The organism is Pseudomonas mangrovi (assembly GCF_003052585.1).
Taxonomy (GTDB): domain Bacteria; phylum Pseudomonadota; class Gammaproteobacteria; order Pseudomonadales; family Pseudomonadaceae; genus Aquipseudomonas; species Aquipseudomonas mangrovi.
In genome coordinates this window covers 368,211-394,199 of record NZ_QASN01000017.1, presented here as the reverse complement: position 1 = coordinate 394,199, position 25,989 = coordinate 368,211, and the positions used below count along the sequence as shown (strand labels likewise).

The window sequence follows — 25,989 nt, the reverse complement described above, 5'->3', positions numbered from 1 at the left end:
AAGCCCGCCCACCAGCCGCATCTGAAGGAGACGCCCCCGTGCCTGTTACCATGCGCGGGTGATTCACTCGCCAAAGGTCCGTGCCCGTGTCCATCGAGAACCCGCTGCTTCAGGATTTCGACCTCCCGCCCTATTCGCAGATCAAACCGGAACATGTCGAGCCCGCCATCGACCGCATCCTGGCGGACAGCCGCAGCGCCATCGCCGAGCTGAAGACGCGCGACCCGGCCAGCCTGGACTGGAACGCGCTGGTGCTGGCGCTGGATGAGCTGAGTGCCCGTCTCGGTCGGGCCTGGAGCCCGGTCAGCCATCTCAATTCGGTGTGCAACAACGCCGAGCTGCGTGCCGCCTACGAGGCCTGCCTGCCGAAGCTGTCGGCCTACTCCACCGAACTGGGCCAGGATCGTGCGCTGTTCGATGCCTTCAAGGCGCTGGCCGACAGCCCGGCGGCGCAGGCCTTCGACGTGGCGCAGAAGACCATCCTGGAGCATGCGCTGCGTGACTTCCGCCTCTCCGGCATCGATCTGCCGGCCGAGCAGCAGCAGCGCTACGGCGAGATCCAGATGAAGCTCTCCGAGCTGGCCAGCCGCTTTTCCAACCAGTTGCTCGACGCCACCCAGGCCTGGACCAAGCACATCACCGACGAAGCACAACTGGCCGGGCTGACCGACTCCGCCCGCGCGCAGATGAAGCAGGCCGCCGAAGCCAAGAATCTGGATGGCTGGCTGATCACCCTGGAGTTCCCCAGCTACTACGCGGTGATGACCTACGCCGACGACCGCGCGCTGCGCGAGGAGGTCTACACCGCCTACTGCACCCGCGCCTCCGACCAGGGCCCGAATGCCGGGCAGAACGACAACGGCCCGGTGATGGAGCAGATCCTCGATCTGCGTCAGGAGCTGGCGCACCTGCTCGGCTTCGCCCACTACGCCGAGCTGTCGCTGGCGAGCAAGATGGCCGAGTCCGCCGACCAGGTACTGGGCTTCCTGCGCAACCTGGCGCAGCGCAGCAAACCCTTCGCCGAACAGGATCTTTCCGAGCTCGCCGCCTTCGCCGCCGAGCAGGGCCTGGCCGATCTGCAGAGCTGGGATGTCGGCTACTACAGCGAGAAACTGCGCCAGCAGCGCTACAGCATTTCCCAGGAGCAGGTGCGCGCCTGGTTCCCGATCGACAAGGTGCTCTCCGGGCTGTTCGCCATCGTGCAGAAGCTCTACGGCATCGAGATCCGCGAGCTGTCCGGCTTCGACAGCTGGCACCCGGACGTGCGCCTGTTCGAGATCCGCGAGAATGGCGCGCACGTCGGGCGCTTCTTCTTCGACCTCTATGCCCGTGCCAACAAGCGCGGCGGCGCCTGGATGGACGGCGCCCGCGACAAGCGCCGCAACTCCGCTGGCGAGCTGATCAGCCCGGTGGCCAACCTGGTGTGCAATTTCACGCCGGCGGTAGATGGCAAGCCGGCGCTGCTGACCCATGACGAAGTCACCACCCTGTTCCACGAGTTCGGCCACGGCCTGCACCATCTGCTGACCCGCGTCGAGCATGCCGGCGCCTCGGGCATCAACGGCGTGGCCTGGGACGCGGTCGAGCTGCCCAGCCAGTTCATGGAGAACTGGTGCTGGGAGCCGGAAGGTCTGGCGCTGATCTCCGGCCACTACGAAACCGGCGAGCCGCTGCCGCAGGAGCTTCTGGACAAGATGCTGGCGGCGAAGAACTTCCAGTCCGGGCTGATGATGGTGCGGCAGCTGGAGTTCTCGCTGTTCGACTTCGAATTGCACGCCACCCACGGCGACGGGCGCAGCGTGCTGCAGGTGCTCGAAGGCATCCGCGAGGAAGTCGCGGTACTGCGGCCGCCGGCGTTCAATCGCTTCGCCAACGGCTTTGCGCACATCTTCGCTGGTGGCTACGCGGCCGGTTACTACAGCTACAAGTGGGCCGAGGTGCTGTCCGCCGATGCCTTCTCGAAGTTCGAAGAGGAAGGGGTGCTCAATCCGGCGACCGGTCGCGCTTTCCGTGAGGCGATCCTGGCGCGCGGCGGCTCCCAGGAGCCGATGGTGCTGTTCGTCGATTTCCGCGGCCGCGAGCCCTCGATCGACGCGCTGCTGCGTCATCTGGGCCTGAGTGCGGAGGCGGCATGAGCACCACACCGACCAAACGCTTTATCGCCGGCGCCGTGTGCCCGGCGTGCAGCGCGATGGACACCATCAAGATGTGGGACGAGGAAGGCGTGCCGCACCGCGAATGCGTGGCCTGCGGCTATGCCGATACCCTCAACGCCCAGGGCCAGTCGGTACCGCGTGAACTGGGCACGCGGGTCAACCAGGCGGCGCCCAAGGCCGCCGACCCGAAGGTCCAGCCGGTGCAGTTCTTCCCCAATCCGAAATTGAAGAAGTAACCGCTCAGCGCGCCTCGACCAGCTGCGGGCGCGGCTGCAGGCGCCGGTCACTGGCGATCAGCCCTTCGATCTCGGCATACAGGGCATCGGCCTGTTCGGCGCTGCAGTCTTCACCGTAGCGCTTGCGCACACCGTGGCGGCTCAAGGTGATGTGTACGTCGGCCTGGATGCCGTGCTGGGCCAGGCAGCCGCGCACGCAGTTCAGCGGGCAGCCGTCGATGGCCAGGATGCGCCGCCCGGAGTTGGCCTTGCTGACCAGCGAATGCACGCGCCCGCCGACCCCGGCGATACAGGACATCTCCGCCAGGCCGGCGCGATCCAGGCGAATCGCCAGGGTGTTGGCCAGTTGCGCGACGTTCGAGCAACCGGAGCAGGAGTAGACCAGGGGTCGGCGTTTGTCGCTCATCGGTGGCTCCCGCCCGCAGGCTTCAGCAGGCCGCCCGATCCAGGCAGGCGGCGAGGTTGGGATGGTCGAGTATCTCGATGCGGCGCTTCTCCACGGCGATCAACCCGGCGTCGATCAGCCGGTGCAGGATGCGCGAAAAGGTTTCCGGCTGGATGCCGAGCTTGGACGCGATCAGCCGCTTGGGCACATCGAGATTGACTACCCCGCCGCCGGCCTCCTGCTCCTGGAACAGGAAGCGTACGACGCGGTGGTGGGCGTTGGAGGAGGTCAGGTTGTCGATGTCGTTCATGCGCTGGTGCAGGCGCACGCTCAGGCTTGCCAGCAAAGCCATGCACAGCTTCGGCTGCTCTTCCAGCAGGCGCAGGTAGGGCGCGTTCTGCACGCTGAGCAGCAGGCTGTCCTTGAGTGCGCTGGCGGCCACGGGATAGAAGGGAATGCCGTTGAACAGCAGCGCCTCGGCGAAGGCTTCGCCGGGGCGGATGATTTCCATGAGCTTTTCCTGACCGTCGCTGGTCAGTCGGTGCAGCTTCATCTGCCCGCTGACCAGGATGTAGAAGCGCTGCACCGGATCGCCCTGATGGAACAGGCTGGCGCCCTGGACCAGACGCTTGACGCTGGTGTGTGCGGCGACGTCGGCGAGACCCTGTTCCGGCAGGCCGTCGAACAGGTAGTGGCGACGCAGGGTAGCCATGAGTAGCGGATCGGTCAGCATGGGACACCTCCTATGGCGTCCCATGCTAGTCCTGCCGCCGCAGCGCCCCCATTCCTCCCAGGGCATACCTCCAAAGAGGCACAGACTGGCGGACACGCCTCGTCGCTACGGCTGCGTCTCCAGCAGGCGCTGATACTCGCCGGTCAGCGCATCCATCTTCCACAGCAGGCTTTCGCTGGTGGTCACCACCACGGTCGGGACATAACGGGCATCCTCGGCGAGGCGAAATCCCGCCCGCGCGAAGCGCCACTGGGCCTCGGCCTGATCCAGCGCCTGGCTGATCTGCGCGCTGTTCTGCGGTGCCTGGCGCAGCGCCTGCAGACCCTCCTCGAACGCCGCAACGGTGCGCTCGAACTCTTCTGCGCGCTGTACCTCGGACGGTACCCAGCTTAGCGCCAGGTAGAGCGCGGCGATGCGCTGACTGAGCATGCGCTGTCGACCGCAGCGGCTGACCAGCTGCGCGGTCGACTGCCCGCTGTGCTGTTCGATCGCTCGCACCAGCGCTTCGCTGTCGGCAAGGAAGGCGTCAGCGGCGTCGAGCAGGGGCGCTACCCGTTCCTGCCGGGGCGGTTCCCCGAGCAGGGCATCGAGAACCTGCCAGCTCTGCTGGCTTTTGTGCAACGCGGCTTCGATGTCCTGCGCGGGCACGTAGTCGCGCAGCGCCTGCAGATTCACCTCGACCTGGGCACGCCCCTGCGCCAGTTGCTCGGCGGCCCGCTCGCTGCGCACCTCGGCACCAAGCATCAGATAGGCGCTGGCCGTGCGCTGGCTGAGCATGCGCTGCAGCCCGGCGGTGTTGAGTGCCTCGGCGTCGCTCAGCCGCGCCTGCGCCGGCAGGCCGAGCGCCAGCAACAGCAGCAGCCAGGCGCCGCGCCTGAAGATGGAATGCATGGCTTCTCCCAAGTAAACGCCGGGGCGGGCTGCGCCCCGGCGCCTGTTCAACCCGTGGCGGATTAAGCCTGTGGCCAATCCGCCCTGCGAGAGGAGGCGGCCAACCCGACGCCAGACGCCGGTTGGCACCTTCTCAATAGCTGTACTGCAGCTGCGCCCAGAGCTTGTCGGTATCCACGGCGAAATCGTCGGCGTCGTAACCGGCGTACTTGATGGTGGCAACCAGTCCTTTCACGCCCGGCACTGGCCGGCTGTAAGCGATGTCGATCTCCTCGCCGTACTGGCTGCTGCCACGCTCCGCGCGAAAATCGTGGTACCAGGCCTGCAGAGTCCCGCCCAGGAGTGGCGTCGAGGCGCCCAGGTAGCTGTCGCGGATACCCTCGGTCGGGGTCAGCAGGAAGATGTCGGCCCAGCCCTGGAAGGCATGCTTGGTCGCCAGCGGGGTCTGGAAGGCACGGTTGCCGGGGCCCTCGTCGCCACCGAGGACTTCGTGACCGGCCTTGAGCGCGACGCCAGCCAGGGTGTAGCCGAGCTCGGCCAGGTAGTAGTCGCTGCTCAACTCGAGCGGGTTGTCGGCGTGGTCTCGCTGGCGGGCGTACTCGAGCACATAGCTGACGCCTTGCAGCGCGCCGTTAAGGCGCAGGCCGGTGATCTGGCTGGACTGGGTACCCAGCGGATCGGCCGCCGCGCGCGAGAACGCCAGATTGTCCAGCTCCAGGCGGTAGTGGTAGGCGGTGGCCGTCAGGCGCGGGTCGAGCACGTACTGCAGGTTAAACAGGTGGCTGTGGCCGTCGATGTTGGCCGGATTGTTCTTCACCCCGTGCTGGCCGTCCGGGCCGAACACCGTGTTGATGGTGTCCAGGTAGGCGTAGGTCAGCGTCAGCCCGTCGAGGGGTTTGAGCTGGCCGAGCAGACCGTCGTAAGTCTGCTCGTTCTGCCGCCAGGCGACACCGCCGACGAAGCGCTGGTTGTCCAGGTTGATGCGCTGGCGCCCGGCGACCAGGCTGCCCAATGCGTGGTCGTAGCGCAGCAGCGCCTGGTTGACCTCGCTGCCATCCGGGTCGGCGACCACGGCGTACTGGTTCTGGCCGTTGCGCGTGTCGTTGTAGGCCTCTTTGCCCAGGCGGCTGACGTTGTCGACTTCGAGCAGAGCAGATAGTCCGTACCACTTGCCGCTCTGGAAGCCGACGCGGGTACGCAGGGTCTGGGCATTGGCGTGATCCAGTGCGTTGTCCTGGTCAACGTGTTCGAAGCGGTAGCGCAGATCCAGGATCGGCTTGCCCTCGCGCCAGAGCGTGGCGATGTCTTCAGCAGCAGTGACGCTGCCGCTGGTGGCCAGGGTGGCGCCCAGCAGGGCGATGCTCAGTGTGGATGGATGCAGGCGAAGCATGGCGTTCTCCTTCGACAAAAGTTGCCGCCGACGATAGGCCGCTGCCCGGAATTGCCCTTGATAGCGATCAAGGGCGAAAAAATGCTTTGCCGTGCCAGCCTGCGAGCGCTGCCGGCCGGCTTGATTGCGGACAAGCTCGCGCCATGATTGCCTGCCTATGCTCGGGCCACAGCAACCACTGCGGAGTCGCCATGGACATCGATGAGCTGATGCTCAACAACCGTTTCTGGGCCGAATCGCTGAGCGCCCGCGACCCGGATTTCTTCGCCCGCCTGGCGGCCCAGCAGAAGCCCGAGTTCCTCTGGATCGGCTGCTCGGACAGCCGCGTACCGGCCAATGAGGTGGTCGGCCTGATGCCTGGCGAGCTGTTCGTGCATCGCAACGTGGCCAACATGGTGGTGGCCACCGACATGAACTTCCTCACGGTGCTGCAGTACGCGGTCGATGTGCTGAAGATTCGCCAGATCATCGTCTGCGGACACTACGGCTGCGGTGGCGTACGCGCGGCGTTGAGCCACGAGGCGTTCGGCCTGATCGACAACTGGCTGCGCGCGCTCAAGGCGCTCTATCACCAGAACCTCGCGCAGTTCGACAGGCTCGACGAGTCGGCACGGGTCGACCTGCTCTGCGAGCTGAACGTGCGCCGCCAGGTGCGCAATGTGTGTCACACCACCATCGTCCAGAATGCCTGGAAGCGCGGTCAGCCCCTGGTCATCCACGGCCTGATCTACGGTCTGGGCGACGGCCTGCTGAAGAATCTCGACACCAGCATCGATCACCCCGAGCAGCTCGACGAGACCTTTCTCTACGACGGATGAACGCGGCCGGGCACGAGGCCGGCCGCGCAGATCGCCACTCCCGGCAGGCGGCTTGTCGAAACGACGCGAGGTTTATCGAAGCCCCCAGAGCAAAGCGAATGTAAAGCCGGGCAGCGCGAAAGACCCGCCGAAAAAGGCCCGAGCGCTCTGCCGCGCATGTTGCAGGCGGATCACTCGGACAGCCGAAGGGCTCTTCCGGGTAAAGCCGATCCTTACAGAGGAATTACAGCTTTGCCGGCCTTTCCAAGGTCCTGCAAGCCGCCGCCCGGCGGTATCTGGAGGAAGTCCCCATGAAACTCGTCAGCTATTGCAGCGCGGCGATGCTCGCCCTGATCCTCAGCGGTACGGCGCTGGCCGGCCAAGACCACCGACGCGAGGGCTACCGCAATGGCGGCCACCACAATGGCGGCCACCACGACAACGGCTACCGCGGCGAGCATGGTCAGGCCCGCCAGTACCACCAACAACCTCACCAACCGCGTCATCAGCAGCAGTATCGGCATGCGCCGAACCACCACCGCGCGCCTCAGGTGGTGGTGCACAAGCACTATCACGCGGCACCGCCGCCCAGGCAGAGGTTCTATTACGGCCAGCGCCTGCCCAGAGGCTATGGCGTACCGGTGGCGGCGCATCACATGCATCGCCTGCCGCGCAGACATGGCCATGAATGGCGCCGGGCCGGGTCGGACCTGATCCTGATTTCAATCAGTACCGGCGTCGTCCGCGAGATCCTCTACGGTTATCGCTACTGAGCCGTCGCCTGCGGCTGAACCGCGCCTGCCGCGCGCAACCGCTCGGCCTGCTTGTGCTGCTTGTAGGCCAGGGCGGCAGGTGCCACGGGAGTGACCTTGCCGGTTTCGATCCAGCGCTTGAGGCGGTTGGCATCCGCGGTGTGGGTGTACTTGCCGAAGGCGTCCAGCACCACGAAGGCCACCGGCCGGTCTGCCATCTGCGTACGCATCACCAGACAGTGACCGGCGGCATTGGTGAAGCCGGTCTTGGTCACCTGGATATCCCAGTCCGGCTTGCGCACCAGGTTGTTGGTGTTGCGAAAGCCCAGACTGTAGCTGGGCCGGCTGAAGCTCACGGTCTGCTCCGAGGTGGTACTGAACTCGCCGATCAGCGGGTATTGCTGGCTGGCCTTGAGCAGCAGGACTAGGTCCTTGGCGTTGGAGACGTTGCGCTCGGAGAGACCGGTCGGCTCGACGAATTCGCTGCTGTGCATGCCCAGCGCGCTGGCCTTGGCATTCATCGCGCCGATGAATGCCGCATGGCCGCCGGGGTAGTGGTGGGCCAGGCTCGCGGCCGCACGGTTCTCCGATGACATCAGCGTCAGCAGCAGCATGTCGCGGCGGCTGATCTCGCTGCCGACTCGCACCCGCGAATACACGCCGGTCATCTCGGCGGTGTCGCGAATCACGATCGGCAACACCTCATCCAGCGGCAGACCGGCGTCGAGCACCACCATCGCGGTCATCAGCTTGGTCACCGACGCGATGGGTACCACCAGCTCGGGATTGCTCGAGTAGAGCACTTCATTGGTTTGCAGATCGATCAGCAGCGCGCTGCCGGAGGCTAGCTCCTGGGTGTTGGCGGGCTTGCCAGGAGCACCGAGAGCGGCGCTGGCAAGCGCCAGACCACAGCAGAATGTCAGGGACAGCAGGGAAGAGCGGAATTTCACGTCTGGAAGGCTCGCATGACGGATGGAAAGACTGCGCCGCAGGCGCCGCCGCGCAGTATAGAGCGGCCCGCACCGAAGACCAGTGGGGTATCGACGGGCTGCCTGGATGAACGAATCGCACATCCGACGCAAGCCGGGGTCATAGCTGCTGCAGCCATCAATTGAGGCAATCCCATGTTCAGATCAAATCAGGTCAGGTCCGCCGAGGACCGCATCCAGGCCGAAATCCGCGAGATCAACCAGGCGCTCGACGAACTGCGGCGCACCGCCACGCGTGACACCCGCGAGCGCTACGACGTATTGAAGAATCGTGCCGAACAGCTCTGGGAGGGTTCTCGCGAGCAGCTGGCAGACGGCTACGAGGAACTGCGCCGCCATGGCCTGGCGGTCGGCCGCCAGGCCCGCGAGTGCGCTCGCGCGCACCCGGTTGCCAGCATCGCGCTGGGCGTGGGTGCCTGCGCGCTGATCGGCTGGCTGCTGACGCGTCGCTGAGTTGCTTCAGCCGCCAGCCAGTAGCCTACGCATTTCTGCCAGAACCGGCACGGTCTGCGGCCGCACGCCGCGCCAGAGGAGGAAGGCTTCGGCAGCCTGCTCGACCAGCATGCCCAGGCCATCCCGCGCCTGGGCGGCGCCCTGATCCAGCGCCCACTGGCAGAAGGCGGTGGGTTGGCTGGCATACATCATGTCGTAGCAGAGGGTGTGGCCTGGCCGCACCAGACTCGGTGCAATGGGCGGCAGTTCGCCGGCCAGGCTCGCCGAGGTACCGTTGATGATCAGATCGACCGGCTCTTCCAGCCAGTCGAAGCCACTCGGATAGATCTCGCCCAGATCACTGAATTCGCGTGCCAGCAGTTCGGCCTTTTCCACCGTGCGATTGGCCAGCACCAGCATCGCCGGCTGCTCCGCCAGCAGCGGCTCGAGCACACCGCGTACGGCGCCTCCGGCACCCAGCAGCAGGATCCGCCGATCACGCAGAGCAACCCCGGCATTGACCGTCAGATCTCGCACCAGACCGGCGCCGTCGGTGTTGTCACCGAGCAGGCGGCCGTCGGCAAGCTTCTGCAGGGTATTCACCGCGCCGGCGCGACGCGCGCGCTCCGTCAGGCTGTCAGCCATGGCGAAGGCCTGCTCCTTGAACGGTACCGTGACATTGCCGCCCTTGCCTTGGGCAAAGAACGCCCGGGCAAACGTGGCGAAGTCATCCAGCGGCGCGAGCAGCGCCTCATAGCTCAGGCGCTGCCCGGTCTGCTCGGCAAACAGCCGGTGAATCAGCGGCGACTTGCTGTGCCCGATGGGGTTGCCGAAGACGCAGTAGCGATCCATGAACGAGTTCTCCTGGTGCCGGCGAGACAGTGCCGGCTGCGATGGCTCAGGGCTGCTGCGCCAGCCAGTCGCGGTCGGTGAGGAAGTAGTCGGTGAGCTGCGCCTCGGGCGTACCGGGCTCGGGCTTCCAGTCGTAACCCCAGCGCACCCGCGGCGGAAGCGACATCAGGATCGACTCGGTACGCCCACCGGACTGCAGGCCGAACAGCGTGCCGCGGTCGAAGACCAGGTTGAACTCCACGTAGCGCCCGCGCCTGAAGGCCTGGAACTCGCGCTCGCGCTCGCCGAAAGCCATGCTCTTGCGGCGCTGGACGATAGGCAGATAGGCCGCGAGGTAAGCGTCGCCAATGGCGCGGATGAAAGCGAAGCTGGTGTCGAAGTCCCACTGGTTGAGATCGTCGAAGAACAGCCCGCCGATACCGCGCGGCTCGCCGCGGTGTTTCAAATGGAAATAGCTGTCGCACCAGGCCTTGAACTTGGCATAGACCTCGGCGCCGAAAGGCGCGCAGGCGTCGCGGGCGACCTGATGCCAGTGCACGCAGTCTTCCTCGAAGGCGTAGTAGGGCGTCAGGTCGAAACCGCCGCCGAACCACCAGACCGGTTCCTCGCCTTCCTTCTCCGCGCTGAAGAAACGCACGTTGGCATGCGAGGTCGGCACATAGGGGTTTTCCGGATGGATCACCAACGACACGCCGAGCGCCTCGAAGCCACGGCCGGCCAGCTCGGGCCGATGGGCGCTGGCCGAGGGCGGCAGGCTGGCACCGAAGACGTGGGAAAAGTTGACGCCGCCCTTCTCGATCAGCGCGCCATTCTCGATCACCCGGGTCCGGCCGCCACCGCCGCCAGGGCGGCTCCAGGCGTCCTCGGCGAAGGTCGCTCCGGCATCCTCGGCCTCCAGGGCCGCGCAGATGCGCTCTTGCAGGTCGAGCAGGTAGGCCTTCACGGCCTCGGTGCGGTCACTCACTGGACGGTTCCCGGATGCGAAAAAGGGTCGCTAGCATAGCAAACGGGCCTGTCCTCAGGCCGGCCGGACAACCTGGCCTGTGCGCAGATCGCGGATCAGGCTGGGGTTGCGCCGTCCCCCCAGCGCACCACCGAGAACTGCGTCGAGTTCGCCACGGAAGTACTGCTCGACACGCAGACGCGACCGCGCCGCCGGTCGACCCGCAGGATTGGCCGACGTCGACACCAGCGGGCCGGTCAATGCGCAGAGCGCGGCGACTCCAGGATGATCGCTGACGCGCAGAGCCACGCTGTCATGCCGACCGCAGATCCATTCCGGCAGCAGGTCCTGATGCGGCACCAGCCAGGTATTCGGACCCGGCCAGGACTCGGCAAGCTGCCGGAGCCAGGCATCCGGCAAACCCTGCAGCAGGAAGTCGAACTGCTCGATGCTTGCCGCCACCAGGATCAGCCCCTTCTCCACCGGCCGCTCCTTGAGCGCCAGCAGACGGTATACAGCGTCCTCGTTCCACGGGTCGCAACCGACGCCCCAGACCGCCTCGGTCGGATAGGCGACTACCCCGCCTGAGCGAACGATCTGGGCGACACGCTGCTGCTGCCAGTTGCTGGACATGGAATACCTCCTGACTCGGACGTCGCGCAGTGTACCCAAGCGCAGCGCGAATTCGAGCCCGGCGGACTCAGGCGGTAGGCCGTGCCATCCACAGACCGGCCTCGCAGGCAGCCTTGCCGTCGAGTTCGAGCTCGGTCAGGTTCGCCAGCACCTGCGCCAGCGGCCAGCCCAGGCCGATCGCCAGTGCCTCACTGCTTGCCGGCGCCGCGTGCAGCAGGGCGAGCAGCGGATCAGTCACCGGCTGGCGCTCTGCGACGCCGGCTGGAGCGACATGCTGCCAGCCGCGCAGAGCGCCAAGAATGTCCTCGACGCTTTCCACCAGCGTGGCGCCCTCGCGCAGGAGTTGATGACAGCCGCGCGCGCCCGGGTGGTGGATCGATCCGGGTATCGCATAGACCTCGCGACCCTGCTCGGCTGCCAGGCGCGCGGTGATCAGCGATCCGCTCTGCGGGCTGGCCTCGACCACCAGCACGCCCAGGGCAAGGCCGCTGATGATGCGGTTGCGCCGAGGGAAGTTGGCGGCCTGGGGCAGGCTCTCCGGTGTCAGCTCCGAAACCAGCGCGCCGCCCGCCTCGACGATGCTCCGCGCCAGTCCAAGGTGACGTCGCGGGTAGACACACTCGAGCCCCGTACCCAGGACCGCCACGGTGCTACCACCGGCATCCAGCGCACCCTGATGGGCAGCGCCGTCGATGCCCAGCGCAAGGCCACTGCCAATCACGAAGCCACCTGCCGCAAGACTGCGGGCAAAGCTGCGCGCGGTGTCCAGCCCGGCGCGCGAGGCACGCCGACTGCCGACGACGGCCAGCTGCGGGCGCTCGAGGATGCTCGCATCGCCCTCGACGAACAGCAGCGGTGGCGCATCCACCAGCTCGCCGAGCAGGGCCGGGTAACCGGCGCCATCGAACAGCAGCACCTGACGACCTGGAGTCTCCAGCCAGGTCAGTGCTGCCGCGGCGCGTTCACGGATCGCTACCTCCCGGCGCGCTTCACCGGCCAGCGGTGGCAGGCCGAGGGCGGTCCAGGCAGACGCTGGCGCACTCAGCGCCGAACTGGCGCAGCCGAAGGCAGCGAGCAGTCGTCGATGACGGCGCGGCCCGAGTTGAGGAATACAGAGAAGGCGCAGACGCGCCTCGAGTTCGGCAGGAGAGTGCGACATGGGCGATCATCCTTGATCGTCGCGCCGCCCCAAGGCGGCCGGGGAGTCGAGCGGATACAAAAAGCCCCCGCAGGGCGGGGGCTTTCGGTATTACGGGTTGCGGACCTTGTCCATCACCGCCAGCTGCCGCTGGGCGGCAAGCACCAGGCCGTAGCTGAGCTTGTCGTAGGTGCGGAACACCATCAGCAGACCGGCACGCTCGTCCGGAATCTTGACCTGCTCGCCAGTGATACGGTCACGAACGCTCTCGCCGGTCTTGTAGACCGCCAGCACGTTGCCTTCGACCAGGCCATCACGCTTGCCCTTGTTGATGGTGACCACATCGAACTGACCAATCTGGGTCACGCCACGCGGAACGTCCAGAATCACACCGCTGATCTCGCTGGACGGCTCACTGGGCATGAAGGTCGAGTTCACCGCACGCTCTTCGGTGGGGAACAGACGATCGCCAAGACGAACTTCCTGGGTAGTACGGCTCAGCACCATGGTGGCGATGTCGCCTTCCTCGGCGACGATCTCGCCACTACCGATGTCATCGGCATTGATGCCGAGGAATTCCTCAGTCTCGGGGTCGGTATAGGTCTTGCCCTGCCGGAAGATGCCGTAGATCGCATGACCGTCGGAGAAATCGCCGCGGGCATACATGCGGTCGCCGCTGCCGCTGATGACGCGCTCGGCGGAACCCGCGACCACATAGGGAGCGGCTTCGAATACTGCGGGAGTGTCGACGATGCGGTTGCTCAGCAGGAAGCTGTTGATCGCCTCCAGCGGAATGGTCGGAATTGCTTCGGCCATCGGCGTGCTGCGAATCTGCGGAGAAAGCTTGATGGTGCCGCGCGACGCGCCGCGGTTGAGCATCAGGCGCGGCTGGCCATCTATATAAACGAGATTGAGCTGATCGCCTGGGTAGATCAGGTGCGGGTTGGCCACCTGGGGGTTGGCATGCCAGATCTCCGGCCACTTCCACGGCTTGGCGAGAAACTTGCCGGAGATATCCCAGAGGGTATCGCCCTTGACCACCGTATAGGTTTCCGGATGGCCATCCTTGAGTTGCACTTCCGCCTGCGACAAGCCGCTTGCCGCAAGCAGCAGCAGGGCGAGTAGTGATTTCCTCATACGGTGAATCCCTTTATTATGTGCCTTCACGTGGAGCGCCCTAGCGCCGCGGCCTCAAAGCCCTGTCTGCTGCGGCGTGAAGCCGTTTTTCATGCTGCTCATCATCTTAGCAGCGCTTTTTTACTTTATTCCACAAGTGCATCACAAACGCATATGGCGATTCTGAACATCCTCGAATTTCCTGATCCACGCTTGCGCACCATTGCCAAGCCGGTCGACGTGGTCGATGACGACCTGCGGACCCTGATCGACGACATGTTCGAAACCATGTACGCCGCCCCGGGGATCGGCCTGGCCGCTACCCAGGTCAATGTGCACAAGCGCCTGGTGGTGATCGACCTCTCCGAAGACAAGAGCGAGCCGCTGGTCTTCATCAACCCCGAGTTCGAATACCTCACCGACCAGGTCGAGCAGTATCAGGAAGGTTGTTTGTCGGTGCCCGGTTTCTACGAGAACGTCGATCGACCGCAGAAAGTGCGCATCAAGGCGTTGGGACGCGACGGCCAACCGTTCGAGATGATTGCCGAGGGCCTGCTGGCGGTATGCATTCAGCACGAGTGCGATCACCTCAACGGCAAGCTGTTCGTCGACTATCTGTCCAACCTCAAGCGCGACCGCATCCGCAAGAAGCTGGAAAAACAGCAGCGCCACCAGGCATGAATTCTTCAAAGGCTTGCTCCGGCAAGCCTTTTTTCATCAGCGAGAGAGCATGACCCAGCCCCTGCGCATCGTCTTCGCCGGCACCCCCGAGTTCGCCGCCGAACATCTGAAAGCGCTGCTCGCCACGCAGCATTCCGTGATCGCCGTGTACACCCAGCCGGACCGCCCAGCCGGACGCGGGCAGAAGCTTGCACCCAGCCCGGTGAAGCAGCTGGCGCAGGCCCATGACCTTCCGGTGTACCAGCCGCAAAGCCTGCGCGATCCGGCAGCACAGGCCGAGCTGGCGACGCTCAAGCCCGATCTGATGCTGGTCGTGGCTTACGGCCTGATCCTGCCCCAGGTGGTGCTCGACATCCCGCGCCTGGGTTGCATCAACAGTCATGCTTCGCTGCTGCCGCGCTGGCGCGGCGCGGCACCGATCCAGCGCGCAGTACAGGCCGGCGACGCCGAGAGCGGCGTGACCGTGATGCAGATGGAAGCCGGACTCGATACCGGGCCGATGCTGCTCAAGGTGACCACCGCCATCGAGCCGAGCGACACCGGCGGCAGTCTGCACGACCGTCTGGCACGGCTCGGTCCTCCGGCCGTGCTGCAGGCCATCGAAGGTCTTGCCGCCGGTACCCTCTGCGGCGAAGTACAGGACGATAGCCTGGCTACCTACGCACACAAGCTGAACAAGGACGAGGCGCGCATCGACTGGCGTCGCCCGGCCGCCGAGCTGGAACGCCTGGTGCGCGCCTTCCATCCCTGGCCGATCTGCCACAGCAGCCTGGCCGGCGAGACGCTGAAGATCCACGCCGCGGAGCTGGGCGAAGGTGCCGGCGCTCCAGGCCAGATTCTCTCCGCGGACAGGCAAGGCCTGAACGTGGCCTGCGGCGATGGCGTGCTGCGCCTGACCCGTCTGCAGCTGCCCGGCGGCAAGCCGCTGGCCTTCGCCGATCTGCTCAACAGCCGTCGCGAGCAGTTCGCGTCTGGCCAGGTGCTCGGCGCGTGAATCCGCGCCTGGCCGCAGCCCGCGCACTCGCCGCGGTACTCGCCGGCAAAGCCTCGCTCGGCGGCAGCCTGCCGCCGCTGCTGGACAAGGTAGAGCCGCGTGATCGCGGTCTGACCCAGGATCTGGCCTTCGGTGCTGCCCGCTGGCAACCGCGCCTGGCACTACTGATGGAAAAGCTGCTGCAGAAGCCGTTCAAGACCGCCGACCGCGATGTCGAGGCGCTGCTGCTGATCGGCCTCTATCAACTGTTCTATACGCGGATTCCGGCGCACGCCGCCATCGGCGAAACCGTCGCCTGTGTCGACAAGCTGAAGAAACCTTCGCTCAAGGGCCTGCTCAACGCCGTGCTGCGCAACGCCCAGCGTGATGGCGAGCAGCTGATCCAGAGTCTCGACCGGGATCCGGTGCTGCACACGGCGCATCCGCGCTGGCTGCAGAAGCAGCTGAAGGCCTTCTGGCCGGAGCAATGGGAAGCCATCTGCGCGGCAAACAATGCGCATCCGCCGCTGACCCTGCGGGTCAACCGCAGGCTCGGTAGCCGCGATGACTATCTGCAGACGCTGCTGGAACAGGGCGTCGGTGCCCGTGCCACTGCGTTCAGTCGCGACGGCATCAGTCTCGACGAAGCGCGCGACGTAACCGGCCTGCCGGGCTTTGCCGAAGGCCGCGTCAGCGTGCAGGACGAAGCGGCGCAGCTGGCTGCCGACCTGCTCGAACTGGCCCCTGGTCAGCGCGTGCTGGACGCCTGCTGCGCGCCCGGTGGCAAGACCTGCCACCTGCTCGAAGCAGAGCCTGCGCTGGCAGAAGTGGTGGCGCTGGACCTGGAAGAGAAGCGCATGGCGCGAGTACGCGAGAACCTCGACCGCCTCGGCCTGAACGCTCGCCTGATCGCCGCCGACGCCCGCGCCACCGCGCAGTGGTGGGATGGCCAGCCGTTCCAGCGCATCCTGCTGGATGCGCCCTGCTCGGCAACCGGAGTCATCCGTCGTCACCCCGACATCAAGCTGACCCGCCAGGCCGAGGACATTCCGGCGTTGGCGCAACTGCAGGGCGAACTGCTCGACGCCCTCTGGCCGACCCTGGCGGTCGGCGGCGTGCTGCTCTACGCCACCTGCTCGACCCTGCCCACAGAGAACACCGCGGTAATCGACGCCTTCCTCGCCCGCACCCCTGGCGCGCGCGAGCTGAGCATTGCCGGCGACTTCGGCATCACCCAGCCGCACGGCCGCCAGTTGCTCGCGCAGGAAGGCGGTCATGACGGCTTCTACTATGCCAAGCTGATCAAGATCGCCGCCGCACCCACCCATTTGCAGGCCCGGCAAGACGCCGGCACACAGGAGTGACCTGGTGAAAATCATCATTCTCGGCGCCGGCCAGGTCGGCGGAACCCTTGCCGAACACCTCTCCGGCGAGGCCAATGACATCACCGTGGTGGACACCGACGCCGACCGCCTGCGCGACCTGGGCGACCGCCTGGACATCCGCACCGTGGTCGGTCGCGGCTCGTTTCCGACCGTGCTGCGCCAGGCCGGCGCCGACGACGCCGACATGCTGGTGGCGGTGACCAACAGCGACGAGACCAACATGGTCGCCTGCCAGGTCGCCTACACCCTGTTCCATACCCCGACCAAGATCGCCCGGGTGCGCGAGTCGGCCTACCTGACCCGCTCCGGCCTGTTCGACAACGAGGCGATTCCGGTCGACGTACTGATCAGCCCCGAACAGGTGGTGACCAACTACATCAAGCGCCTGATCGAACACCCCGGCGCGCTGCAGGTGATCGACTTCGCCGAGGGCAAGGCACAGCTGGTTGCGGTGCGTGCCTATTATGGTGGCCCGCTGGTCGGCCAGCAGCTCAAGCAGCTGCGCCAGCACATGCCCAACGTCGACACCCGGGTAGCGGCGATCTTCCGCCGCAATCGGCCGATCATGCCGCAGGGCGATACGGTGATCGAAGCCGACGACGAAGTCTTCTTCATTGCCGCCAAGGCGCATATCCGCGCGGTGATGAGCGAGCTGCGCCGGCTCGAGGACAGCTACAAGCGGGTGGTCATCGCCGGTGGCGGGCACATCGGCGAGCGCCTGGCCGAAGCCATCGAAAGCCGCTATCAGGTGAAGATCATCGAACGCAATCCGTCCCGCTGCCGCTACCTGTCCGAGGCGCTGGACAGCACCGTGGTGCTGCAGGGCAGCGCCTCGGACAAAGATCTGCTGGTCGAGGAGAACATCAGCGAGGCGGACATCTTCCTTGCCCTGACCAACGACGACGAAGCCAACATCATGTCGTCGCTGCTGGCCAAGCGTCTGGGCGCACGCAAGGTGATGACGCTGATCAACAACCCGGCCTATGTCGACCTGGTCCAGGGCGGCGAGATCGACATCGCCATCAGCCCGCAGCTGGCGACCATCGGCACCCTGCTGACCCACGTGCGCCGCGGCGACATCGTCAGCGTGCACTCCCTGCGCCGGGGTGCGGCCGAGGCGATCGAGGCCATTGCCCATGGCGATGCCAAGTCGAGCAAGGTGGTCGGGCGGATGATCGAGGACATCGCCCTGCCGCCGGGCACCACCATTGGCGCAGTGATTCGCGACGAGGAGGTGCTGATCGCGCATGACGACACCATCATCGAATCCGGCGACCACGTGATCCTGTTCCTGGTCGACAAGAAGTACATCCGCGATGTCGAGCGGCTGTTCCAGGTCGGCCTGACCTTCTTCTAGAGGACTTCGCAATGACACCCGCCGCGCTGGAAGCCATGCTCGCCAAGGGCATCGACAACAGCCTGTTGCGCTTCGGTCTGGGCAAGGCCTATCTGGATGCTGCCGATGCGGCGCAAGCCGTGCAGCATCTGCAGCGCTGCGTGGCGCTGGATCCTGGCTATTCCGCCGCCTGGAAACTGCTTGGCAAGGCCCTGCTGGATAGCGGCGACACGGCCGGCGCAGCCCAGGCCTGGGAGCAGGGCATGCGTTCGGCGCAGCACAAGGGTGACAAACAGGCGGAAAAGGAAATGTCCGTCTTTCTGCGGCGGCTGCAGCGTCAAAGCTGACGCAGCCGGCAACAAAATGCGCGCGCCCGGTCAGCGGCGCGGTAGGCGCGCCGACCCCGACTGGTTCATCATGATCGATGAAATCGCTGTCTGAACAATGGATTGTGCATGTTGATCAACGCTTCTCTCCAACGCCGCCTGGCCCTGCTCGGCAGCGGTCACGCATTACCGCAACAGCGCCTGTCCAGTGCTGAACTCGACCTTCGGCTGGGTCTTGCGACAGGTACCGTCGAGCGCATCGGCGGTGTACGCAGTCGCGCCTTCGCCAACGCGGACGAAACCGCCGCCAGCCTGGCCGCGCGCGCTGCGCAAGCGGCCCTCGAGGCCGCAGGTTTGAACGCCGCCCAGCTCGACTGCGTGGTTGCCGCCAGCGGCACCATGGATCAGGGCATGCCCTGCAACGCCGCGCTGATTCATCGCGAACTCGGCCTGGGTGCCAGTGGCATTCCCGCCTTCGACATCAACGCCAGCTGCCTGGGCTTCATCGCCGCCCTCGACCAGCTGTCCTGGCCGCTCGCCGCCGGACGCTACCAGCGGGTGCTGCTGGTCTGCGCCGACATCGCCTCCTGCGGGCTGGACTGGCAGCAGCTGGAAAGCGCGGCGATCTTCGGCGACGGCGCCGCTGCCGTAGTGCTCGGCGCCGACGGCAGCGGCCAGGGTGTACGCATCCTCGCCTCAAAGCTGCGCACCTATTCCGAAGGCGCCAGGTTCTGCCAGATTCCTGCCGGAGGATCGCGTCACCATCCCTCGCGGGTCGCGGAGGGTTTTCTGCCGCTGACCCACTTCGCCATGCAGGGCAAGGCGGTGTATCGCCTGGCGTCGACGCACCTGCCGGGCTTTCTCGAGGAGTTGTTGAGCGACGCACAACTGCACCGCGAGCAGATCGACTGGGTGGTGCCGCACCAGGCCAGCCGCCTGGCCATGGATCACCTGAGCCGGCGCCTCGGTTTTGCCGCGGACAGGGTGATCGACATCTTCGCCGAGCATGGTAACCAGGTCGCGGCCTCGCTGCCCACGGCGCTGGACATCGCCCGGCGCGACGGACGCATCCAGCCGGGCCAGCGGCTGCTGCTGCTCGGTACCGGTGCCGGTCTTTCTCTCGGCGGCATGCTGCTGGAGCTGCAGGGATGAAGGTGCTGGTCACTGGCGGCACCGGTTTCGTCGGCCGCCATGTCGCCTGGCGCCTGGCGGCGGAGGGCTGCGAAGTGATCTTCTGCGGCCGCAACCAGGCCGCGGCGAACGAGGTGCTGCGCCTGGCGGCGGCGCCCATGCGCTTCGTGCCGCTCGAACATGGCGTCGATGACGCCGCTGCGCGCCTGCTGCAGGCCGCCGAGGGTGCCGATGCTCTGGTTCACTGCGCGGCGCTGTCCGCGCCCTGGGGCCGCGCCGAAGCCTTTCGCCAGGCGAACCTCGACTCGACCCGCGAGGTGATCGAGGCCTGCCGCGCGCAAGGCGTGACCCGTCTGGTTCACCTGTCGACCCCGAGTCTGTACTTCGATTTCCGCGATCGGCTGGGCATTCGCGAGGAAGAGCCCTTGCCGGCACCGGTCAACCTCTACGCGCAGACCAAGGGCGAGGCGGAAGTGCTGCTGCAACAGGCGGACCTTGGCCAGACTCTGGTGCTGCGTCCGCGGGCGATCTTCGGCCCCTGGGACGCTACCCTGATGCCACGCATGCTGCGCGTTATGCGCCGTGGCGCGATTCCGCTGATGCGCGGCGGCAAAGCCGAGCTCGACCTGACCTATATCGACAACCTGGTCGATGCCATCTGGCTTGGCCTGACACGCCCACTGCCGCGCCGCCACAACCTCTACAACCTGAGCAACGGCGAGCCGATCCGCCTCGATCACCTGCTCGCACGGGTTGCCGAGGCCTTCGTGCTGCCGTTGCGCACACGGCGTCTGCCCTGGCCGCTGGTGTCTGCCGTCGCCCGCGTGCTCGAGGCCCGGGCGCGCCTGAGCTCTGGCGCCGAACCGCTACTGACGCGTTATAGCGCAGGCGTGCTTGCCTTCAGCCAGACGCTGGATACCCGCGCGATTCGCGACGAGCTTGGCTGGCAGCCAGGGGTCAGCCTGGACGAGGGTATCCAGCGCCACGCGCGCTGGTGGCTGGAGCAGAACCCGTGAGCGCGGTGCGCTTCGAGTGGCTGCGGGTGGGCTGGTGCCGCCATCTGGAATGCATGGCGGCGCGCGGCGCGCGCCTGGCAAGGGTGGATTTCCCATCCTACTGCGGCCTGCTGCAACACCCGCAACATGGCTGGATGCTCTACGACACGGGCTACTCCGAGCAGTTCTTCGGCGCCACCGAGCGCCTTCCCGAGCGACTCTACCGCAGCATGCTGCCGGTCCAGCTACCGGCCGAGGACTGCCTGCTGACGCAGCTCGCCGCGCGCGGACTGAGCGCCGACGACATCGGCCACATCATCGTTTCCCACTATCACGGTGACCATGTCGCCGGCCTGCGCGACTTTCCGCGGGCACGCTATATCGCCCTGCGCGCCGACAGCGAGGCGCTGCTGGGACTGCGCGGCAAGCGCTGGCGGGCGACCCTCGGCGGCCAGTTGCCGGGCCTGCTGCCGGAGGATTTTCTCACTCGTCTGCAACACGCAGACGACTGCCCGACGCGACCGTTGCCAGCCTGGATGGCACCCTTTGAAAGCGGCCTGGACCTGTTCGCCGACGGCAGCCTGCTCGGCGTGCCGCTACCGGGGCACAGCACCGGCCAGCTCGGCCTGTACATCGCCGATGCCGATGGTCGCCCGGTGCTACTGGCGGCAGATGCCTGCTACTCCCTGCCGGCCTGTCGCGAGGGCCGTCTGCCGCCAGCGCCGACGCTCTGGTTCAGCAGTGCCGATCACCAGGCCTACCGCAGAACCTTCGCCGCGCTCGGCGCCCTGAGCCTGCGCGAGCCGGCGCTGGCGATATTGCCGTCGCACTGCAGTGCGGCGCGGGAGGACTTCCAGCATGGCACTTGAACGGTTGCGCAGCCTGGCCCGAATGGCGGCCAGCTTCGTCCACAGTCGCTGGTGCCTGCGCTTTCGCAGCCGTGCGCAGCTGGAAGCCTGGCAGCGGCGCCAGCTGCAGCGCTTCCTGCGCGAGGTGCTGCCGCGCGCGCCGCGTTTTCACGACCTGGCCGGAACGCCCCTGGAGCAGCTGCCGCACATGGACAAGCCGTTGCTGATGGCGCAGTTCGCCGCCTGCAACACCCGGGGCATCGAGCTGCAGCCTGCGCTCGATGTCGCACTGCGCGCCGAACAGTCGCGCGATTTCGCACCGCTGCTGGGGGAGTTCACCGTCGGCCTGTCCAGCGGCACCTCCGGCCATCGCGGGGTCTTTCTGGTCAGCGCCGAGGAGCGCGAACGCTGGGCCGGAACCCTGCTCGCCCACACCTTGCCACGCACATTGCTCAGGCATCTGCTGCCCTGGCAGGCGCCGCTGCGCATCGCGTTCTTCCTGCGCGCCAACAGCCGTCTCTACACCACGCTGGCCAGCCGCCGGATCGATTTTGCCTTCCACGATCTGTTGCTCGGCGTCGACGCTGCGCTGCCGACGCTCGAGCGCCAGCAACCGGACGTGCTGGTGGCACCGGCCACCGTGCTGCGCGGCCTGGCCGAGGCGAAGCTGGCCGGACGCCTGCGCATTGCCCCCAGGCACCTGGTATCGGTCGCCGAAGTGCTCGAACCAGCCGACGCCGACCTTATCGAACAGGCCTTCGGCCGTCGCCCGGCGCAGATCTACCAGGCCAGCGAGGGCTTCCTCGGCTACAGCTGCGAGCAGGGCAATCTGCACCTGAACGAAAGCCATCTGCATATCGAAGCCGAGTGGCTCGACGCCGAGCAGCGGCGCTTCCAGCCGGTGATCACCGACTTCTCCCGGACCACCCAGACCATCGTCCGCTATCGCCTCAACGATGTGCTGCGCCTGGCGCCGCAGCCGTGCCCATGCGGCCGGGTGGAAAGAACCATCGAGGCGATCGAGGGCCGCGCCGACGAAGTGCTCTGGCTGCCGGCGCTGGACGGCGGCGAACTGCGTCCGCTGTATCCGGATCTGGTGCGCCGCGCGCTGACCACCGCTGCCGCGGAGATCCGCGAGTGGAGCATCCGTCAACAGGGCATGACCTGGCAGCTGGGCCTGCTGGCAGACGACCCGGAGCGACAACGGCCGGCCATCGAACAGGCGCTGGGCAGCCTGTTCGAACAGCAGCGCGTACGCCCGGCACAGCTGCAGTTCGGCCCGTGGCAGGCACCTGAAACCGGCGCCAAACGCCGCAGGCTGTTGCTCGAGCAGCGTCCGCAGGAGCCTGCATGCACGTCCTGATCCTCGGCGCCCGCGCCCCGGCCTGCCTGGAGTGGGCACGCGCCTGCGCCGCCAGCGGCCATCAGGTGACGGTCGCCGACTCGCTGGCCTGGCCGCTGGCCCGCGCCAGTCGCGCGGTACAGGCGTTCGTCCGCCTGCCCGAACCGCGCAGCAATCCACAGGTCTGGATCGAGGCGCTGGCCAACCTGATCCGCGAACGGCAGATCGATCTGCTGCTGCCGACCTGCGAGGAGGTCTTCTACCTGGCCCATGGCCTGGAGCAGCTGACGCCACTGTGCCGGATCCTGACCAGTGATTTCGCGCTGCTGCACCAGCTGCATCACAAGGGGCGCTTTGCCGAACTGACCCAGGGTTGGCCGGTCGAGGCGCCGCAGACACTACTGCTGAAGGATCAGCCGCAGGCCGAGGCGCTGGCCGCGGACAGCCGGGCCTGGGTGTTCAAGCCGGCCTACTCGCGCTTTGCCTCGCGCACCCTGATTCGCCCGTCCGCGGCGCAGGTCCGTGCGCTGCGACCGACAGCGCTGCAACCCTGGATCGCCCAGCGCTTCGTCGCCGGCCAGGAACACTGCAGCTTCAGCGTGCTGGTGGATGGCGAGCTGCGCGCCCACGCCTGCTACCAGCCACGCTACCGCGTCGGACGCGGCTCGGGCATCTACTTCAGTCCGACCCGCCCCGCCGCCGTATTGGCTTTCCTCGAAGCCTTCGGCCGCGCCACCGGCTACACCGGGCAGGTCGGCTTCGACTTCATCGAGCAGCCCGATGGCCGCTTCCAGGTGCTCGAGTGCAACCCGCGCGCCACCAGCGGCATCCACTTGTTCGACGACCAGCCGCAGCAGCTGCTTGCAGCACTCGTCGAAGGATCGGGTGAACCGCTGCAGGCCAGTCCGGCGCCACGCATGGTCGCGCTGGCAATGCTGCTGGTGGCCGCGCCGCGCCAGCTGTTCTCGTCAGACTTCTGGCGAGACTATCGCCTCGGCCGTGACGTCATCCTGCGTGACGGCGACCTGGGTCCGCTGTGGGCGCAACTGCTCGGCATCGGCGAGATCGCCGGCCGCGCCCTGACGCGCCGACGCGGACTGCTCGCCGCCTCGACCGCGGATATCGAGTGGGACGGCCAGGCGCTGGACGGGCCGCACGCATGAGATTGCTGGCGGCCGACGATCCGCGCCTGGCGGCGTTCGACAGTCCCGCCGCGCGCTATGTGCGCGGCCATGCCGAGCGTGGCATCGGCAATCTGCAGACGCAGTTGCTGCTGCTCGATCTCGGCCGCTGGCAGATGCCGGTCTCGCTCAACCAGGGTGGCGAACGACAGGACAACTGCTACGTGGTTTCACCACTGACCGCCTACAGCGGCTACGCCCGCGACGAACTGCAGCGTCTGCAGCGCCCCTGGCTGGCAGCCCTGCTGCGGCCCCTGGTGGGTGCAGTGGAGCGGCTGCTGGCCGGGGCCCGGATCGAGCGCATCGTGCAGGTCAACAACTGGCTGCTGTCGACCAATCTCTACCCCGGCGACTGGCGCGGCGAGCAACTCGGCGAGCTGACCGAGCTGCTGCGCAGCCGCTTTCCCGAGCACGCGTTCGGCTTCCGCTCGCTGAACCCGCAGAGCAATGGCGAGCTGCTGACCAGGCTGAGTGAGCTGGGCTATCTGGCCGTACCAAGCCGTCAGGTCTACCTGTTCGATGGCCGTAACGGCGCAGAGAGCGCCTATCTGCAGCATCAGAACTGCCGGCATGACGCCCGTCTGCTGCGCCGCAGCGGCTATCAGGTCGAGAACGGCGACGCGCTCAAGGCGGATGAATTCGAGCGTCTGGAACAGCTCTACAACCTGCTCTATCTGGACAAGTACTCGCCGCTCAATCCGCACTACAGCGCCGCCTGGTTGCGCCAGGGCGTCGCCGATGGCTGGCTTGAGCTGCGCGTGCTGCGTAGCGCCTGCGGACGGATCGACGGAGTGGCCGGCTGGTTCGCCAGTGACAGCGTGCTGAGTGCACCCATCGTCGGCTACGACACGGCGCTGCCACAACGCGCCGGCCTGTATCGCCAACTGACCCGACTGTGCCTGGAGGAGGCGGCCGACCGGCGCATGCTGCTCAACTTCAGTTCCGGCGCCGCGCACTTCAAGCGCCTGCGCGGCGGCGAACCGCAGATCGAGTACAGCATGGTGCAGATCACCCATCTGCCGCTGCGCCAGCGCCTGGTCTGGCGCCTGCTCGCAGGGCTGCTGCAGGGCATAGGCGTGCCGCTGATGAGGCTGCTCAAGCTATGAGTCCGATTGACGAACCGTTGGCCAACTGGTGGCCGCTGGCAACCAGCCTCCAGCTCGGCACGCGCAAGCCGCTGGCGCGAGTGCTGCACGGCCGACCCCTGGTGCTGTTCCGCGCCGCCGATGGCAACCCGGCTGCGCTGCCGGACCGTTGCCCACATCGCCTTGCACCGCTGAGCCAGGGTTGCGTACGTGATGGCAATATCGAGTGCCCTTACCACGGCTGGCGCTTCGATGCCGCCGGGCACTGCACGCGGGCACCAGGCAGTCTCGACTGCCGCAGTGGGACACCGCTGCTGCAAGCCCTGCAGAGCTGCGAGGCACATGGACTGGTGTGGGTTCGCAGTGCCGGCGACGCCGGCTCAGCGCCCTGCGGGCCGACGCGGACGGCAGGCACGCTGGACCTGTTCTGGGTTCACGATCAGGTGCGCTGCAGCCTGCAGGAGGCGGCGGAAAACTTCCTCGATGCCTTCCACACCCACTTCGTGCATGCCGGCTGGATTCGTCGGGACGCGCAAAGGCAGCGGGTGATCGCCGAGGTTCGCGCGCTCGAGGACGGCGTCGAGGCGCGCTACAGCGAGGAGGGCAAGCAGGCCGGGCTGGTGTCGCGCCTGCTGGAGGGTAGCCGCGGCGAGAGCTTCGGGCGCTTTCGCCTGCCCGGGCTGGCGGAAATCGAATACCGCGACCGTGCCGGACGGCTGAACCTGCAGATCAGCGCCTGGCTGGTACCCGCGCAGCATGGCCAGCTGCAGGTCATCGCCCGCGTCGCCACACGCCGCGGCCTGTTGCCGGGATGGTTCAAGCGTCTGGCGCTGCGACCGCTGTTCGGCGTGGTGCTGGGGCAGGACAAGCAGATTCTCGAAGCGCTGAGCAGCAATCACGCCCGCTTCGCCGACAGCCCCGCCGACTGGGGCCCGACCCGCCCGCTGGACGGCCGCCAGGACCTGCTCGGTCCGTCGATTCGTCAGTTGCTGGAGCAGGGCAGGCTGGGGGAATTCGTCGCCAGCCGTCAGGAGCTGGAGCTTTGAGCTCCCAGTCCGGTAGACGGATTTCGTCGCCTCCCTGGATTCCCGCAATATGCGGCATACCGATCACCCTGCCATCCGCTGCATCCCTCATCCGGCGCTGCGCGCCACCTTCTCGCGCAGGGAGAAGGGCTGTCGAGGTCCGCCATCGGCACAACGTTCGATTCGCAAACAGGGGCGGGTTTTTACTTCTCCCGGAAGGGGAAGGAAAGCTGTACGA

27 protein-coding genes are annotated in these 25,989 nt (G+C 66.7%); 17 read left to right on the top strand and 10 right to left on the bottom strand.

Annotated features, from left to right (window positions below):
* The first annotated feature begins 86 nt into the window (after window positions 1–86).
* Both prlC and DBO85_RS10775 read left to right on the top strand, forming a co-directional pair.
* A complete protein-coding gene (gene prlC / locus DBO85_RS10780) occupies window positions 87–2,135 on the top strand; it encodes an oligopeptidase A (protein ID WP_108107259.1) in 2,049 nt (682 codons plus the stop codon).
* Window positions 2,132–2,392, top strand: a complete 261-nt coding sequence (locus DBO85_RS10775) for a YheV family putative zinc ribbon protein (RefSeq protein ID WP_108107258.1) — start codon at window positions 2,132–2,134, stop codon at window positions 2,390–2,392. The genes prlC and DBO85_RS10775 overlap by 4 nt, the downstream gene beginning before the upstream one ends.
* A 4-nt stretch (window positions 2,393–2,396) precedes the next feature.
* Here the strand turns inward: DBO85_RS10775 and DBO85_RS10770 are convergent, their stop codons facing one another.
* From DBO85_RS10770 to DBO85_RS10755, 4 genes are all read right to left on the bottom strand, one after another.
* Complete coding sequence (locus tag DBO85_RS10770; RefSeq protein ID WP_108107257.1) at window positions 2,397–2,798, bottom strand: putative zinc-binding protein; 402 nt, start codon at window positions 2,796–2,798, stop codon at window positions 2,397–2,399.
* A 22-nt stretch (window positions 2,799–2,820) separates the two neighbouring features.
* The gene (locus DBO85_RS10765) at window positions 2,821–3,510 is read right to left on the bottom strand and encodes a Crp/Fnr family transcriptional regulator (protein WP_108107256.1); all 690 of its coding nucleotides are present in this window, start codon (window positions 3,508–3,510) and stop codon (window positions 2,821–2,823) included.
* A gap of 105 nt (window positions 3,511–3,615) precedes the next feature.
* Window positions 3,616–4,401 (bottom strand): type IV pili methyl-accepting chemotaxis transducer N-terminal domain-containing protein, encoded by a 786-nt coding sequence (locus tag DBO85_RS10760; RefSeq protein ID WP_108107255.1) that lies wholly within the window; start codon window positions 4,399–4,401, stop codon window positions 3,616–3,618.
* Window positions 4,402–4,534: 133 nt separating this feature from the next.
* Window positions 4,535–5,791 (bottom strand): alginate export family protein, encoded by a 1,257-nt coding sequence (locus DBO85_RS10755; protein WP_108107254.1) that lies wholly within the window; start codon window positions 5,789–5,791, stop codon window positions 4,535–4,537.
* Window positions 5,792–5,982: 191 nt separating this feature from the next.
* On the opposite strand from DBO85_RS10755, the gene can reads away from it, so the two are divergent.
* The gene (can, locus tag DBO85_RS10750; protein WP_108107253.1) at window positions 5,983–6,609 is read left to right on the top strand and encodes a carbonate dehydratase; all 627 of its coding nucleotides are present in this window, start codon (window positions 5,983–5,985) and stop codon (window positions 6,607–6,609) included.
* 290 nt (window positions 6,610–6,899) lie between these two features.
* Entirely contained in the window at window positions 6,900–7,361 is a 462-nt protein-coding gene (locus DBO85_RS10745) for an RcnB family protein (protein WP_108107252.1), read from the top strand.
* Here the strand turns inward: DBO85_RS10745 and pbpG are convergent.
* Entirely contained in the window at window positions 7,355–8,290 is a 936-nt protein-coding gene (pbpG, locus tag DBO85_RS10740) for a D-alanyl-D-alanine endopeptidase (RefSeq protein ID WP_108107251.1), read from the bottom strand. The genes DBO85_RS10745 and pbpG overlap by 7 nt on opposite strands.
* 174 nt (window positions 8,291–8,464) lie before the next feature.
* Here pbpG and DBO85_RS10735 point away from each other — a divergent pair, with 174 nt between their 5' ends.
* A complete protein-coding gene (locus DBO85_RS10735; protein ID WP_108107250.1) occupies window positions 8,465–8,782 on the top strand; it encodes a DUF883 family protein in 318 nt (105 codons plus the stop codon).
* Between the two features lie 6 nt (window positions 8,783–8,788).
* Here the strand turns inward: DBO85_RS10735 and aroE are convergent, their stop codons facing one another.
* The 5 genes from aroE to DBO85_RS10710 all read right to left on the bottom strand — a co-directional run bounded on the left by aroE (window position 8,789) and on the right by DBO85_RS10710 (window position 13,464).
* Complete coding sequence (aroE, locus tag DBO85_RS10730) at window positions 8,789–9,613, bottom strand: shikimate dehydrogenase (protein ID WP_108107249.1); 825 nt, start codon at window positions 9,611–9,613, stop codon at window positions 8,789–8,791.
* A 46-nt stretch (window positions 9,614–9,659) separates the two neighbouring features.
* The gene (hemF, locus tag DBO85_RS10725) at window positions 9,660–10,577 is read right to left on the bottom strand and encodes an oxygen-dependent coproporphyrinogen oxidase (protein ID WP_108107248.1); all 918 of its coding nucleotides are present in this window, start codon (window positions 10,575–10,577) and stop codon (window positions 9,660–9,662) included.
* A gap of 54 nt (window positions 10,578–10,631) precedes the next feature.
* The gene (locus DBO85_RS10720) at window positions 10,632–11,189 is read right to left on the bottom strand and encodes an L-threonylcarbamoyladenylate synthase (protein WP_108107247.1); all 558 of its coding nucleotides are present in this window, start codon (window positions 11,187–11,189) and stop codon (window positions 10,632–10,634) included.
* 67 nt (window positions 11,190–11,256) lie between these two features.
* Window positions 11,257–12,348, bottom strand: coding sequence for a DNA-processing protein DprA (gene dprA, locus DBO85_RS10715; RefSeq protein ID WP_108107246.1), 1,092 nt, complete (start codon window positions 12,346–12,348; stop codon window positions 11,257–11,259).
* A gap of 90 nt (window positions 12,349–12,438) precedes the next feature.
* Window positions 12,439–13,464, bottom strand: coding sequence for a LysM peptidoglycan-binding domain-containing protein (locus DBO85_RS10710; RefSeq protein ID WP_108107245.1), 1,026 nt, complete (start codon window positions 13,462–13,464; stop codon window positions 12,439–12,441).
* Window positions 13,465–13,617: 153 nt separating this feature from the next.
* Between DBO85_RS10710 and def the strand changes: the two genes are divergently transcribed.
* The 12 genes from def (at window position 13,618) to DBO85_RS10650 (ending at window position 25,772) form a co-directional block, all read left to right on the top strand.
* The gene (gene def / locus DBO85_RS10705) at window positions 13,618–14,124 is read left to right on the top strand and encodes a peptide deformylase (RefSeq protein WP_108107244.1); all 507 of its coding nucleotides are present in this window, start codon (window positions 13,618–13,620) and stop codon (window positions 14,122–14,124) included.
* A gap of 49 nt (window positions 14,125–14,173) precedes the next feature.
* Complete coding sequence (gene fmt, locus DBO85_RS10700) at window positions 14,174–15,118, top strand: methionyl-tRNA formyltransferase (protein WP_108107243.1); 945 nt, start codon at window positions 14,174–14,176, stop codon at window positions 15,116–15,118.
* A complete protein-coding gene (gene rsmB, locus DBO85_RS10695) occupies window positions 15,115–16,461 on the top strand; it encodes a 16S rRNA (cytosine(967)-C(5))-methyltransferase RsmB (RefSeq protein ID WP_108107242.1) in 1,347 nt (448 codons plus the stop codon). Before fmt ends, rsmB begins: the two co-directional genes overlap by 4 nt.
* A 4-nt stretch (window positions 16,462–16,465) precedes the next feature.
* Entirely contained in the window at window positions 16,466–17,839 is a 1,374-nt protein-coding gene (trkA, locus tag DBO85_RS10690; protein ID WP_108107241.1) for a Trk system potassium transporter TrkA, read from the top strand.
* Between the two features lie 11 nt (window positions 17,840–17,850).
* Window positions 17,851–18,165, top strand: coding sequence for a tetratricopeptide repeat protein (locus DBO85_RS10685; protein WP_108107240.1), 315 nt, complete (start codon window positions 17,851–17,853; stop codon window positions 18,163–18,165).
* A 108-nt stretch (window positions 18,166–18,273) separates the two neighbouring features.
* Window positions 18,274–19,296, top strand: a complete 1,023-nt coding sequence (locus DBO85_RS10680) for a 3-oxoacyl-[acyl-carrier-protein] synthase III C-terminal domain-containing protein (RefSeq protein ID WP_108107239.1) — start codon at window positions 18,274–18,276, stop codon at window positions 19,294–19,296.
* Entirely contained in the window at window positions 19,293–20,291 is a 999-nt protein-coding gene (locus DBO85_RS10675) for an NAD-dependent epimerase/dehydratase family protein (protein ID WP_108107238.1), read from the top strand. The genes DBO85_RS10680 and DBO85_RS10675 overlap by 4 nt, the downstream gene beginning before the upstream one ends.
* Window positions 20,288–21,139: an MBL fold metallo-hydrolase gene (locus DBO85_RS10670; RefSeq protein ID WP_233356592.1), complete on the top strand. Its 852-nt coding sequence runs from the start codon at window positions 20,288–20,290 to the stop codon at window positions 21,137–21,139. The genes DBO85_RS10675 and DBO85_RS10670 overlap by 4 nt, the downstream gene beginning before the upstream one ends.
* Window positions 21,129–22,481, top strand: coding sequence for a F390 synthetase-related protein (locus DBO85_RS10665; protein ID WP_108107237.1), 1,353 nt, complete (start codon window positions 21,129–21,131; stop codon window positions 22,479–22,481). The genes DBO85_RS10670 and DBO85_RS10665 overlap by 11 nt, the downstream gene beginning before the upstream one ends.
* Window positions 22,469–23,623: an ATP-grasp domain-containing protein gene (locus DBO85_RS10660; RefSeq protein ID WP_108107236.1), complete on the top strand. Its 1,155-nt coding sequence runs from the start codon at window positions 22,469–22,471 to the stop codon at window positions 23,621–23,623. Before DBO85_RS10665 ends, DBO85_RS10660 begins: the two co-directional genes overlap by 13 nt.
* Window positions 23,620–24,747 carry a GNAT family N-acetyltransferase gene (locus DBO85_RS10655; RefSeq protein ID WP_108107235.1) on the top strand — a complete coding sequence of 376 codons (1,128 nt, stop codon included), beginning with the start codon at window positions 23,620–23,622 and terminating at the stop codon, window positions 24,745–24,747. The genes DBO85_RS10660 and DBO85_RS10655 overlap by 4 nt, the downstream gene beginning before the upstream one ends.
* Complete coding sequence (locus DBO85_RS10650; protein ID WP_108107234.1) at window positions 24,744–25,772, top strand: Rieske 2Fe-2S domain-containing protein; 1,029 nt, start codon at window positions 24,744–24,746, stop codon at window positions 25,770–25,772. Before DBO85_RS10655 ends, DBO85_RS10650 begins: the two co-directional genes overlap by 4 nt.
* The last annotated feature ends 217 nt before the right edge of the window (window positions 25,773–25,989 follow it).